This window comes from Enterobacter sp. I4 (genome assembly GCF_022669095.1).
GTDB classification, from domain to species: Bacteria; Pseudomonadota; Gammaproteobacteria; order Enterobacterales; family Enterobacteriaceae; genus Enterobacter; species Enterobacter pasteurii.
In genome coordinates this window covers 306,267-319,422 of record NZ_JALBUO010000003.1, presented here as the reverse complement: position 1 = coordinate 319,422, position 13,156 = coordinate 306,267, and the positions used below count along the sequence as shown (strand labels likewise).

The following is a 13,156-nucleotide window of genomic DNA, read 5'->3' as shown; positions in this document are numbered from 1 at the left end:
CTTAACAGGACGTGTTTGAGGAGAATAAAAACCGACCACGCAGGTGAATAATGAAAAGGTTGCTGTTTCTGTTACTGCTATTAAGCCATAGCGCGTTTGCCAATTGCTGGAATAAAGCGTCGCAGTATTACCATATTGACCCGTTTTTACTCTACGCCATCGCGAATGTGGAATCGGGAATGAACCCACGCGCCGTAGGCATCAATCATGACGGAACGCGCGATGTGGGATTAATGCAAATTAACAGCTCGCATTTTCCCGAGCTCGAGCGCCGGGGGATTAATGAATATCGCCTGATGACGGAACCCTGCACCTCCATTATGGTTGGCGCCTCCATTCTGTCGGGCATGATCAAGGTTTATGGGTATAACTGGGAAGCCGTAGGCGCATATAACGCCGGGCTTAAAAAAGAAAATTACCCCAGGCGAATGGTATATGCCCATAAGGTCTGGCGTAAGTATCAGCAGTTAAAACTGGCGGCCCGTGACAAAACCAACTGGTGAGTTTTTTCTTTTTTGAAGAGTACCCGCACGTATTCTTCAGAAAATGAAAAACAGCTGTCTGGAGTTTATTTATTAACGGATTAATAAATAAGTTTGGATTTATTTAATTTTATCGATATTAACAGGAAAAACCGAGATGAATAAAAGGACATTACTGAGCGTGCTTATTGCCGGTGCCTGCGTAGCACCGGTTATTGCTCAGGCCACCATGCTGAAGGCGGAAAGCAGCGAGCCTTACACCATGAAAGCCAGCGATCTGGCTAAAAAGGAAAAAGAGCTCACCGATTTCCCACTGATGAAATCCGTGAAGGATACCATCCGTACGCTGGACAACGCTCAGGTTGAGCAGATTGAGCCAGGCCGTGCAGCCAACCCGACAAACGTGAAGCGCGTTGAAGGGATCCTTAAAGAGAGCGACTGGGAATACCTGTTCCCGCTGCGCGCGAAGGATTACAGCTACAGCAACTTCCTGAAGGCCGTGGGTAAATTCCCGGCGCTGTGCGACACCTACAACGACGGCCGCGACAGCGAGGCGATCTGCCGTAAAGAGCTGGCAACCATGTTTGCTCACTTCGCACAGGAAACCGGCGGACACGAAAGCTGGCGTCCGGAAGCCGAATGGCGTCAGGCGCTGGTTTACGTGCGCGAGATGGGCTGGAGCGAAGGCCAGAAGGGCGGCTATAACGGGGAATGTAACCCGGACGTCTGGCAGGGTCAGACCTGGCCGTGCGGTAAAGACAAAGATGGCGACTTCCTGAGCTACTTCGGCCGCGGCGCCAAGCAGCTGTCCTATAACTATAACTACGGTCCGTTCTCTGAAGCGATGTACGGCGACGTTCGCGTCCTGCTCGACAAGCCTGAGCTGGTGGCGGATACCTGGCTGAACCTGGCAAGCGCGATCTTCTTCTTCGCCTATCCACAGCCGCCAAAACCAAGCATGCTCCAGGTTATCGACGGCACCTGGCAGCCGAACGATCACGATAAAGCCAACGGCCTTGTCCCTGGCTTCGGCGTGACCACCCAGATCATCAACGGCGGCGTAGAGTGCGGCGGTCCGACTGAAATTGCCCAGTCTCAGAACCGTATCAAATACTACAAAGAGTTCGCTAACTACCTGAAAGTCCCCGTACCGGCTGACGAAGTGCTTGGCTGTGCCAACATGAAGCAGTTCGATGAAGGTGGCGCAGGCGCGCTGAAGATCTACTGGGAGCAGGACTGGGGATGGAGCGCGGATACCCCTGACGGCAAGACCTACGCTTGCCAGCTGGTGGGCTACCAGACGCCGTTCAGCGCCTTTAAAGACGGTGACTACACCAAGTGTGTACAGAAGTTCTTCAACGTGAACATCGTTAACGACGACGGTTCAGCGGTCGTACCGGATGAAACCCCGGCTCCTGCTCCAGCCCCGTCTGAAGATGAGACGCCAGCGCCGACACCAACACCGGATGAAACCCCGGCACCCGTGCCGGATGACATCCCGGCGGTGGTAAACCACGCGCCTGTGGCGCAGATTGCCGGTCCAATCGGTGCGGTTGAAGCCGGTGCGCAGGTCTCCCTGAGCGCGGAAGGCTCTACCGACGAAGACGGCAACAAGCTGACCTATACCTGGCGTTCCCAGGACGGCCAGACCGTTACCGGCGATGATAAGGCGGTTGTGACCTTCAGCGCGCCAGAAGCGACAACGGCGCAGCAGTATGAAATCAGCCTGACCGTGAGCGACGGCGAGCTGAGCAGCACCACCTCTTACCTGCTGAACGTGAAAGCTAAAGCCGCCACCCCGTCTAATGACGAAGGCACTTCCGGCGATTATCCGGCATGGAGCGCGAACAGCAAGTACGGCGCAGGCGATATCGTGAATAATCACGGTAAACTGTTCCAGTGCAAACCGTTCCCGTACAGCGGCTGGTGTAACAACGCACCGCTGTACTATGAACCAGGTGCAGGCCTGGCATGGGCTGAAGCCTGGACGGCTCTGTAAAAGCAAAACGGCAACCGAAAGGTTGCCGTTTTTGTATTTACGCCCTCTCCCTGTGGGCTGAGGGATCCCCAGTAATTTTTTACCGGAAGCGATTGAGCCGCCCTGGCACGTTCACAAGTCATGCCGTTACAGAGTAGCAAGGAACATAAAGTGAACGGAATTACCTCTACAGCCATATGTTCCCCCTCACCCCAACCCTCTCCCTCAAGGGAGAGGGGGTCATCCGTGAAGGCATTATTTTAGGGAGATCCCTCAACCCTGTGGGAGAGGGCCGGGGTGAGGGCACAAGGCCGCACCCAATTAACTACCGATGCAGCTTCCCGTGGTCCCGCAGCCACGCGGCGGTGCGCACAATTCCTTCATCCAGCGATACGATCGGCTTATACCCCAGCTCGTTCTCCGCGCGCGAAATATCCAGCGTGAAGTCAAAATTCAGCTTAGATACTCCGTAATGGGTCAGCGCAGGCTCCTTCGCCGATTTGCTGCCAAAGCGCTCCATGCTGCGGGCGATCATGTCCAGCATTGGATATGGAACGGAACGAATGCGGCAGTCGATTTTTAGCTCGTCAATCAGCCTTTGCACAATGCTGCGCAGCGTGCAGGGTTCGCCGTTGGTGATGTTATACGCGCGGCCCGACGCCAGCTTATCGCAGTCCGGCTGGCTCGCCAGCCACATGGCGTGAACGGCGTTTTCGTAATAGGTCATGTCCACCAGCGCATCACCGCCGCGCGGCAGGAGAACGCTGCCGTAATGGTGCATCATCTGCGCCAGTCGCGGAATGAACACTTTATCGTGCGGCCCGAACAGGCTCTGCGGGCGCAGCACGGTGAAGCGGGTATGCGGGTTTGACTGCGCCAGCAGGTCGATCACCTCTTCACCGGCAGCCTTGCTGCGGGCAAATTCACAGGCAAAACGCGCCGGACGGAAATCTTCCTGGATATCCCGATGGTGGTGATAGTCGAAATAGAGCGACGGAGAGGAGATATGGATAAAGTTACGCACGCCCCAGGCAACGGCCCACTCGCCCAGACGACGCGTGGCGCGCACGTTAGCGAGATCGAAGGCTTCCTGCGTGCCCCACGGGGAGGTAAAGCTGGAGCAGTGCCACAGTGTATCAATTCCGGCGAGCATCACCTTAGCCTGAGAGGAGACCAGCTCCGTCAGATCGGCATGGACAAATTCAGCGCCCATTTTTTGCAGAAGCTTGCCCATCGCCTCATTGCGACCGGTGGCCCTCACGCTGATGCCCTTGTTGCGCAGAAACTCGACCGCATTTCGGCCTAAGCCGCTGGTCGCCCCGGTAACCAGTACCTTCATAACAATCCACTGTGTTGAAAAGAATTTCGTGCGCATTCTTTCGTGAATTACGATGTGTTGCAATGGGAAAGGTGAAAGATTAAGAGTTTTATTTAGTTATTTTCCCGCTTTTCTTCTGCCAGTTGCGCAATACGTTTCGCCATGCCGCGGAAGATAAACAGGTGTGCCGGGATCATGAGCAGCCAGTAAAACAGACCGGGCATTCCGTGCGGATGCCACCACGCCCGAACGTCCAGTTCACGATGGTCGCCTTTGTCACTGAGGGTAAAGCAGAGCCGCCCAAGCCCCGGCGCCTTCATGCCGAACAGCAGCGCCAGCCGCTTTTGTGGCTCGACGATAATCACCTTCCAGCTGTCGACAGCATCCCCTACCTGAAGATAAGGATGCGCAGGACGGCCTTTTGCCAGCCGGTGACCGACCAGCAGATCCAGCGCGCCGCGCGTTTGCCAGAGAATATTGCCGAAGAAATAACGCTCTTTGCCGCCAATCTGGTTCACGACCTCCCACAGCGCCTCCAGGCTGGCCGCGGTTTTTACCGTACAGCCGGCCTGCTTCGGGTAGTAGCCGTACTCGGGCCGCCAGCGGGCAAAGGCCTGGGCGTCGTAGCCCCAGTCGCTGGAGTTCACCAGCTTCTCTTCTTCTTTCAGGGTACGGCGCACCGCGTCGTCAAAGCGGATCAGCTCCTGGGGGATTAATGCGCGCAGTTCGCGATCGTCCGCCAGCAGGTCGTGCTTCAGCCCCTGGATTAGCGCCTTTGCGGTGGTCGGGGGTACTGAGGTAATGACGTTTAAAAACCACACCGATATCCAGCGGGTAGGAAAGGGGACGGGCACCAGCCAGCGGCGGCGACCGCTGACGCGCATAAAATGCTCGAACTGCTCCTGATAGCTCAGCACCTGCGGGCCAGCCGCCTCCAGCACGCGGTGCTGCTCTGCCGGGTGATCCAGCAACGCCATCAGATAGTGGAGTAAATTCTCCAGCGCGATGGGCGTGGTGCGCGAGCGTACCCAGCGCGGCGGGGTCAGCACCGGCAGGTTGTAGACCATATCGCGCATCACTTCGAACGCGGCGGACCCCGCGCCGATGATGATCCCCGCCCGCAGTTCGGTAACGGGAATATTCGCGCTGCGCAGCGTCTCCGCCGTCAGCTGGCGGGCGCGCAGGTGGTCGGACTGCTCGTCGGCGGGCGCCTGAAGCGAGCTTAAAAAGATCGTCTGCTTCACCGGGCTTTGCAGCAGGGCATCGCGGACGTTCATCGCCACCTGCCGCTCGTGGGCGATAAAATCGCCGCCTTCGCCCATGCTGTGGACCAGGTAGTAAAGCGTATCAACCCCTTCCAGCAGCGCGGGAAGCTCCTTCGGCCAGCTGAGATCGACGCTGTGACAGGTAACGCCCGGCAGGCTGAGCTTTTGCAGGCGTTCAGTGTTGCGTGCCGCTGCCAGCACCCGATGCCCCTGCTGGCTTAGCGCAGCGGTCAGATGCTGACCGATATACCCGCTGGCACCGAGCACCAGAATTCGTTGCGGCACGGTATGCTCCTTAACGCTGTAAAAACGCCTGCCAGTGTTTTACCACCTCGGTTAGCTGTTCGCGGTTAACGTCGAGATGCATCACCAGGCGTACAGCCGGGGAGGCGTTGATCAGCACCCCACGCGCCTTCATAAATTCGCCCAGCGCGGCGGCGTGCTCATCTCCGACGCGCACGAACAGCATGTTGGTGTCGTGACGCATGACGTCTGCGCCGATCTCGCGCAGCCGCGCCGCCATCCACGCGGCGTTATCGTGATCCTCTTTAAGGCGCGTCACGTTGTTTTTCAGCGCGTACAGCCCGGCGGCCGCCAGAATACCCGCCTGCCGCATTCCGCCGCCGGTCATTTTACGCCAGCGGTTGGCGCGTTTGATGTAGTCCGCATCGCCCACCAGCAGCGAACCCACGGGGGTGCCCAGCCCTTTAGAGAGGCAAATGGTGAACGAGTCGCAATATTGCGCGATCGCTTTCAGCTCGCAGCCGTACTCGACCACGGCGTTAAAGATGCGCGCCCCGTCAACGTGCAGGCCGAGCCCGCGCTCGCGGGTAAACTCCCACGCCGCTTTCAGGTACTCGCGCGGCAGAACCTTACCGTTGTGGGTGTTTTCCAGGCTGAGCAGCCTGGTGCGGGCGAAGTGAATATCGTCGGCTTTGATTTTCGCGGCGACCTTATCGAGCGGCAGGGAGCCGTCCGGCGCGGCATCGATCGGCTGCGGCTGAATGCTGCCGAGCACCGCCGCGCCGCCCGCTTCGTACAGGTAGTTATGCGCCCCCTGGCCGACGATATACTCTTCGCCGCGCTCGCAGTGGCTGAGCAGCGCCACCAGGTTAGCCTGCGTGCCGGTGGGCAGGAACAGGGCAGCCTCCTTGCCGCTGAGCTCTGCCGCATAGCGCTGCAGCTCGTTGACCGTCGGGTCATCGCCGTAGACGTCGTCGCCGACCGGGGCGGCCATCATCGCGTCGAGCATGGCGCGACCCGGGCGGGTAACGGTATCACTGCGTAAATCAATCATGGCATGTCCTTATAGTTAAAAAGGCGATGCCAGATGTTTTACCTGAGCCAGTTGGTTTTTGCCAGTTCGATCACCTCGTCGCCGCGTCCGCTGATGATGGCGCGCAGCATGTAGAGGCTAAAGCCTTTGGCCTGTTCCAGCTTGATCTGCGGCGGGATGGCCAGCTCTTCTTTGGCAACCACCACGTCCACCAGCACCGGACCGTCGATGGAGAAGGCGCGCTGCAGCGCCTCGTCCACCTCAGACGCTTTCTCGACCCGAATACCGGTAATACCGCAGGCTTCGGCGATGCGGGCGAAATTGGTGTCGTGCAGCTCGGTGCCGTCCGTGAGGTAGCCTCCGGCCTTCATCTCCATCGCCACGAAGCCCAGCACGCTGTTGTTGAAGACCACGATTTTTAGCGGAAGCTTCATCTGCACCACCGACAGGAAATCCCCCATCAGCATGCTGAACCCGCCGTCGCCGCACATCGCCACCACCTGACGTTCCGGTGCCGTCGCTTTTGCGCCCAGCGCCTGCGGCATGGCGTTGGCCATCGAGCCGTGGTTGAAGGAACCGAGCAGGCGGCGTTTACCGTTCATCTTCAGATAGCGCGCCGCCCAGACGGTTGGCGTGCCCACGTCGCAGGTAAAGATGGCGTCGTCGTCCGCAAAATGACTTATCTGCTGGGCCAGGTACTGCGGGTGGATGGCTTTGTCGCTCGGTTTGGCGAGATCGTCCAGCCCCTTACGCGCGTCGCGGTAATCGCTCAGGGCCTTATCGAGGAACTTGCGGTCCGTCTTTTCTTCCAGCAGCGGCAGCAGGGCGGCGAGGGTGGATTTAATATCGCCGATGAGCGCCATATCAACCTTGCTGTGCGCGCCGATACTGCCGGGGTTAATGTCAATCTGAATGATTTTGGCATCCGTCGGGTAAAACGCGCGGTACGGGAACTGGGTGCCGAGCAGGATCAGCGTATCGGCGTTCATCATCGTGTGGAAGCCGCTGGAAAAACCGATCAGCCCGGTCATCCCCACATCGTAAGGGTTATCGTACTCCACGTGCTCTTTACCGCGCAGGGCGTGAACGATTGGTGCTTTCAGCTTGCCGGCAAACGCCACCAGCTCGTCATGCGCGCCGGCGCAGCCGCTACCGCACATCAGGGCGATATTGCTGGAGTAACGCAGCAGCTGCGCCAGCTTCTTAAGCTCTTCAGCGGCGGGGGTGACGGTCGGCTGCGGGGCAGAGTACCAGTGGGTGGTGGCGGTTTCGGGAGCGGCCTTCAGCGCTACGTCACCCGGCAGGACGACCACCGAAACCCCGCGATTGAGGACGGCTTTGCGCATGGCGATGGCCAGCACCTGTGGGATCTGCTCCGGCGACGAGACCAGCTCGCAGTAGTGGCTGCATTCACGGAACAGCTCCTGCGGATGCGTCTCCTGAAAATAGCCGCTGCCGATTTCAGATGAGGGAATGTGGGCGGCAATCGCCAGCACCGGAACATGGTTGCGGTGGCAGTCGAACAGGCCATTGATGAGGTGCAGGTTGCCCGGTCCGCAGGAGCCGGCACAGACGGCAAGTTCACCCGTGAGCTGCGCTTCGGCCCCCGCGGCGAAGGCGGCGACCTCTTCATGGCGAGTCGGCATCCATTCGATGGTTTTCATTTTATTGAGGCTGTCGCTGAGCCCGTTCAGGGAATCGCCGGTGACGCCCCAGATACGTTTTACGCCCGCCTGTTCCAGGGTTTTCGCTATGTATGCAGCCACGGTCTGTTTCATGGGTGTCCATCTCCTTTTTGTGATATCGCCTACAAGCTTAGAAGAAAGTCACCGTATTGGCTGCTCCATGCCCCCGGCGGGCGGCGTTTGCGGATAAAAAAAGCCCGGCAGACGCGATCGCCTGCCGGGCTTACCTTCGAGCGCTTACCGTTTATGCCAGTACCAGGTCACCCTGAGGATGGCACGAACACGCCAGCACGTAGCCTTCCGCAATTTCTGCTTCGGTCAGCGTCATGGTGCTGGTCACGCTGTATTCCCCGGAAATGACCTTCGTTTTACAGCATCCGCACACGCCCGCGCGGCAGGCGGCCACTACCGGCACCTTGTTGCTTTCCAGCGCTTCCAGCAGGGTGGTGCCCACGCGGCCAAAGAAGGTCTGCGCCGGCTGCAGTTTGGTGAACTTCACTCCGCTGGTCGCCGCTTCGGCTACCGGCGTGAAGAACTGCTCTTTGAAGAAGCGGGTTACGCCGAGGGCCTTCACTTCCTTCTCAGCAATGTCCATGTACGGCGCCGGGCCGCAGGTCATTACGGTGCGGTTTGCAATGTCCGGCACGCTTTGCAGCAGCTCGCGGCTCAGACGTCCCGCGACAAAGCCATGCGTGGCGTTGTTTTCCGCGACCAGCGTCACCGGGTAGTTGCGCCACTCTTCGGCAAAAATCACATCTTCCGGCGAGCGCACGCTGAAGATGGTCTGCACGTCGGCCTGCGGACGATATTTCGCCAGCCAGCGGCGCATCGACATAATCGGCGTTACGCCGCAGCCCGCTGCCAGCAGCAGGAATTTATCTTCCGTCTTATCGTCGCAGGTGAAGTCGCCCTGCGCGTCTGACAGCCAGATATAATCCCCGCGCTTCACGTCACGGGTGAGCCACTGCGAGCCCGCGCCGTCGTCAATGCGGCGGATGGTGAGCGTAATATATTCGCTCACGCCCGGCGTGGAGGAGATGGTATAGGCGCGCAGGGTGTCCGCCGAGTTACGGACGCTGACCAGCGCATACTGACCGGCACGGTACGGATAGTAGTCATGGCACAGCAGCGACAGCGTCCACACGTCCGGCGTCTCCTGATGGATGTGATGAACCTGCATCCGCCACGGGCACTGAGAGGTTGGCATGGTCATGAATTACTCCTTACGCGCTCAGCAGCTGCTTCATATCGTCTTCAACGTTGGTCACGGAACGCAGGCCAAACTTCTCGTTCAGCACGGCCAGCAGGTCCGGCGTCAGGAAGCCTGGCGCGGTCGGTCCGGTGACGATGTTGGTCACGCCGAGAGAGAGCAGGGTCAGCAGAATTACGATCGCTTTCTGCTCGAACCAGGAGAGCACCAGCGACAGCGGCAGGTCGTTCACGCCGCAGCCCAGCTTCTCAGCCAGCGTGACCGCCAGAATAATGGCTGAGTACGCATCGTTACACTGGCCCGCGTCCACCAGGCGCGGCAGACCTTCGATGTTGCCGAAGTCCAGCTTGTTGAAACGGTATTTGCCGCAGGCCAGCGTCAGGATCAGGCAGTCTTCCGGTACGCTGGTGGCGAAATCGGTGAAGTAGTTACGCTCGCCGCGCGCGCCGTCGCAGCCGCCAATCAGGAAGATATGGCGCAGCTTCTCACGGCTGACGAGGTCAATCAGGGAATCTGCGGCGCCCAGCAGGGTTTCGCGGCCAAAGCCGACGGTGATGAGGTGCGGAATTTCGCTGTACGGGAAGCCAGCCATCTGCTGCGCCTGAGCGATGACCGGACCAAAATCGTCGCCGTCGAGGTGGCTTACGCCCGGCCAGCCGACGATGCTGCGGGTCCAGATACGGTCATCGTACGCGCCCACGGTTGGGTCGATGATGCAGTTAGAGGTCATGACAATCGGGCCAGGGAAGCGGGCGAACTCAACCTGCTGGTTCTGCCAGCCGCTGCCGTAGTTACCCACCAGATGCTTAAACTTGCGCAGCTCCGGATAACCGTGCGCGGGCAGCATTTCACCGTGGGTATAAACGTTGACGCCGGTGCCTTCGGTCTGCTTCAGCAGGTTGTAGAGATCCTTCAGGTCATGGCCGGAAATCAGGATGCATTTGCCCTCGGTCGCCTTCACGTTGACCTGCGTCGGGGTCGGGTGGCCGTAGGTGCTGGTTTCACCGGCATCCAGAATGCTCATCACCCTGAAGTTCATCTGGCCGATTTCCATTGAGCACTCAAGCAGCGCGTTCATATCGGAAGGCCAGGTGCCGAGCCATGCCATGATTTTGTGGTACTGGGCGTAAATGTCGTTGTCGTACTGGCCGAGAACGTGCGCGTGTTCCATATAGGCCGCCGCACCTTTCAGGCCGTACAGGCAGAGCAGACGCAGGCCAAGGATGTTCTCGCCAATCTCTGCTTTGTCTTTATTCGGGGTAAATTCTGCCGCCTGACGCTGCAGTTCGCCCAGGTCGTCGCTCACCAGCTGCAGTTCCGCCATCGGGTTGTCGACGCGGGCAGCGGCGTCGGCGTTCAGGCACTGTGCTTTCAGGGCTTCACGCAGGGCAATCGCTTCGCGGGCATAGCCCACAATGCGCGGAGAATCGAAGTTAACGTTAGTCAGCGTGGAGAAAATTGCGCGCGGCGCAAAGCTGTCGACGTAGTGATCGACAATGCCGTATTCGCGGGCCTTGCAGGCCCATGCGGACAAGCCTTGTAGCGTAGCAATCAGCAGATCCTGGAGATCTGACGTCTCTGCGGTTTTACCGCACATACCCTGCGCCCAGGAGCAGCCGTTGCCTGCCGGGGTACGGATGGTTTGTTCACATTGCACACAGAACATAATCACACCTGTTAAAGTTATATTTTAAATGCATGTTTAAGATTATGCCTGTGTCAGAACGGTGAAAAGGGCTTTCTTGCATTAAATGGAGGGATATTGATTTAGCGCAATTTTGGCGGCAGGTTCACTGCCGCCAGCGCAGTATCAGGCGGAGAAGAATGCCATCAGAATCGGCACCAGAAGGCTCAGAATAAAGCCGTGCACGATGGCGGCAGGAACCATCTCCAGCCCACCCGAGCGCTGTAATACCGGCAGGGTAAAGTCCATTGAGGTGGCACCACACAGCCCCAGCGCGGTCGAGCGGCTGCGGCGCACAAGGCCGGGAATGAGCATGATGGCGATCAGCTCGCGCGCCAGATCGTTAAAGAAGGCGGCGCTGCCAATCACCGGACCGAACGACTCGGTGAGCAGAATGCCGGAGAGAGAATACCAGCCAAAACCGGACGCCATCGCCAGGCTGGTTTTCAGCGGCAGATCGAGAATAAAGGCATTAATCACCCCCGCGACCAGCGAGCTGGCCACAACAATAACGGCCACAATCATTCCGCGACGATTGAGGACAATCTGCTTTAGCGTCATGCCGTTATTTCGAAGCTGAATACCAATCAGGAAGAGCAGGAATATAAGCGTATATTCACTGGCTTCGGTGGCATGCTGTAAGAATGCGAGCCCTGTCAGCCCGAGTAAAAAACCGAGAACCACAACGCCGCACAGCTTTAATGATTCAAGCGCCATCGCAATACGGGAAGGGAGCTTTTCCTGTTGATGGTGATTTTTCCAGGGAATAGTGCGCTCCAGCCAGGACAGGGCCGCAATATTGCACAGCAAAATAACCACTACCGTGACCGCAGAATAATGCAGGATGGAAAGCAGGTTCGTCGCCAGATTATCCAGGAAGGCCAGGCTGATCCCCATAAAGAACAGAATGACGTAAACAATCCAGCTGAGAAAACGATTAATAAGCCTTAAGGCTGATTCATGACGCAGCGGAATAAGGTAGCCCAAAATAAGGGGCAAAAGAATGATGAGGAGTCCTGAGAACATGAACAGCCGTCCTTTTGAGTGTCGGTTAAGCGTCAAAGACACTACCCAATAAAGGCATCTCAGTAAAGCGACAAAAAAGCCGGGTGGTGGCTGCGCCTGACCCGGCTTGTATAAATGAGGTTGTGCGGCTTGCCGCAATCACTCAGGCCCTCTCCCGGGGGAGAGGGATAAAACCATTAATCGCGTTTTTCCAGCAGGGTACGATACAGCACGCCGCCCACAATACCGCCGACGATCGGCATCACCCAGAACAGCCACAGCTGTTCAAGCGCCCAGCCGCCCTGGAAGATAGCTACCGCGGTGCTGCGCGCCGGGTTAACGGAGGTGTTGGTCACCGGAATGGAAATCAGGTGGATCAGCGTCAGCGCCAGACCAATCGCGATGGGCGCGAAGCCGGCAGGGGCATGCTTGTCCGTTGCGCCGTGGATTACCATCAGGAACCCTGCGGTCAGCACAATTTCAATCACGATAGCAGACAGCATAGAGTAGCCGCCCGGTGAGTGTTCGCCGAAACCGTTCGATGCAAAACCGCTTGCCGCGGCGTCGAAGCCTGCTTTACCGCTGGCAATGACGTACAGAACCGCCGCAGCAATAATGCCGCCAATAACCTGAGCAATAATATAGCCAATAATATCTTTTGCCGGGAAACGGCCGCCCGCCCATAAGCCTAACGTTACGGCCGGATTAAAATGACCGCCTGAAATATGGCCCACCGCATAGGCCATAGTGAGAACCGTCAGACCAAATGCCAGTGCAACACCGACAAAACCAATACCTAATTCCGGGAATGCTGCTGCCAGTACTGCGCTACCGCAGCCGCCAAACACCAGCCAGAATGTACCAAAACATTCTGCCGCTAATTTTCTGAACATAACCACCTCAATAATAAACGTCCGCGCGCTTTCCCGCGCACGGGTTATATCGCCATAAAGGGATGACGACTCAAAGAGTCATTATTTTAAAAACCAATAACATCCCTTCGCCACTTAAATAAATTGAGTAAATTTGATTTAAGGCAATGTGATGTCATTCCTTGTTCAAACTGGAGGTAAAACGATCGTAGTCCAATTCTCGGGCGGAAGTATCTTGTCCGGAAGGGGCTTTTTCAAATGAAAGTTGATGGGTAAATTCTGAATTTTTTGTGCTCAGAACCAGCAACAGGGGGATATAGCAGTGTCCAGCCGGACCCCGTGCCGCTATACTGCTGATAACCTGAAGGAAAAGTCGACGAA

10 protein-coding genes are annotated in these 13,156 nt (G+C 57.7%); 2 read left to right on the top strand and 8 right to left on the bottom strand.

The window, feature by feature from the left end:
* Window positions 1–50: 50 nt before the first annotated feature.
* Both iagB and MOQ06_RS20745 read left to right on the top strand, forming a co-directional pair.
* Window positions 51–503, top strand: a complete 453-nt coding sequence (gene iagB, locus MOQ06_RS20750; RefSeq protein WP_176610760.1) for a type III secretion system invasion protein IagB — start codon at window positions 51–53, stop codon at window positions 501–503.
* Between the two features lie 136 nt (window positions 504–639).
* Window positions 640–2,481 carry a glycoside hydrolase family 19 protein gene (locus MOQ06_RS20745; protein WP_148418742.1) on the top strand — a complete coding sequence of 614 codons (1,842 nt, stop codon included), beginning with the start codon at window positions 640–642 and terminating at the stop codon, window positions 2,479–2,481.
* A gap of 304 nt (window positions 2,482–2,785) precedes the next feature.
* On the opposite strand, the gene MOQ06_RS20740 is transcribed toward MOQ06_RS20745, so the two are convergent.
* The 8 genes from MOQ06_RS20740 to aqpZ all read right to left on the bottom strand — a co-directional run bounded on the left by MOQ06_RS20740 (window position 2,786) and on the right by aqpZ (window position 12,796).
* Window positions 2,786–3,799 (bottom strand): NAD(P)-dependent oxidoreductase, encoded by a 1,014-nt coding sequence (locus tag MOQ06_RS20740; protein WP_193356398.1) that lies wholly within the window; start codon window positions 3,797–3,799, stop codon window positions 2,786–2,788.
* A gap of 92 nt (window positions 3,800–3,891) precedes the next feature.
* The gene (locus tag MOQ06_RS20735) at window positions 3,892–5,328 is read right to left on the bottom strand and encodes an SDR family oxidoreductase (RefSeq protein ID WP_242174645.1); all 1,437 of its coding nucleotides are present in this window, start codon (window positions 5,326–5,328) and stop codon (window positions 3,892–3,894) included.
* 10 nt (window positions 5,329–5,338) lie between these two features.
* A complete protein-coding gene (gene ltaE, locus MOQ06_RS20730; RefSeq protein WP_242174644.1) occupies window positions 5,339–6,340 on the bottom strand; it encodes a low-specificity L-threonine aldolase in 1,002 nt (333 codons plus the stop codon).
* A 38-nt stretch (window positions 6,341–6,378) separates the two neighbouring features.
* Entirely contained in the window at window positions 6,379–8,097 is a 1,719-nt protein-coding gene (poxB, locus tag MOQ06_RS20725) for a ubiquinone-dependent pyruvate dehydrogenase (RefSeq protein ID WP_242174643.1), read from the bottom strand.
* Window positions 8,098–8,248: 151 nt separating this feature from the next.
* Window positions 8,249–9,217 carry an NADH oxidoreductase gene (gene hcr / locus MOQ06_RS20720; protein ID WP_242174642.1) on the bottom strand — a complete coding sequence of 323 codons (969 nt, stop codon included), beginning with the start codon at window positions 9,215–9,217 and terminating at the stop codon, window positions 8,249–8,251.
* A 10-nt stretch (window positions 9,218–9,227) separates the two neighbouring features.
* The gene (gene hcp / locus MOQ06_RS20715) at window positions 9,228–10,880 is read right to left on the bottom strand and encodes a hydroxylamine reductase (protein WP_242174640.1); all 1,653 of its coding nucleotides are present in this window, start codon (window positions 10,878–10,880) and stop codon (window positions 9,228–9,230) included.
* Between the two features lie 144 nt (window positions 10,881–11,024).
* Window positions 11,025–11,924: a lysine exporter LysO family protein gene (locus MOQ06_RS20710; RefSeq protein ID WP_148418749.1), complete on the bottom strand. Its 900-nt coding sequence runs from the start codon at window positions 11,922–11,924 to the stop codon at window positions 11,025–11,027.
* Window positions 11,925–12,100: 176 nt separating this feature from the next.
* Window positions 12,101–12,796 (bottom strand): aquaporin Z, encoded by a 696-nt coding sequence (aqpZ, locus tag MOQ06_RS20705; protein ID WP_242174639.1) that lies wholly within the window; start codon window positions 12,794–12,796, stop codon window positions 12,101–12,103.
* Window positions 12,797–13,156: the final 360 nt, after the last annotated feature.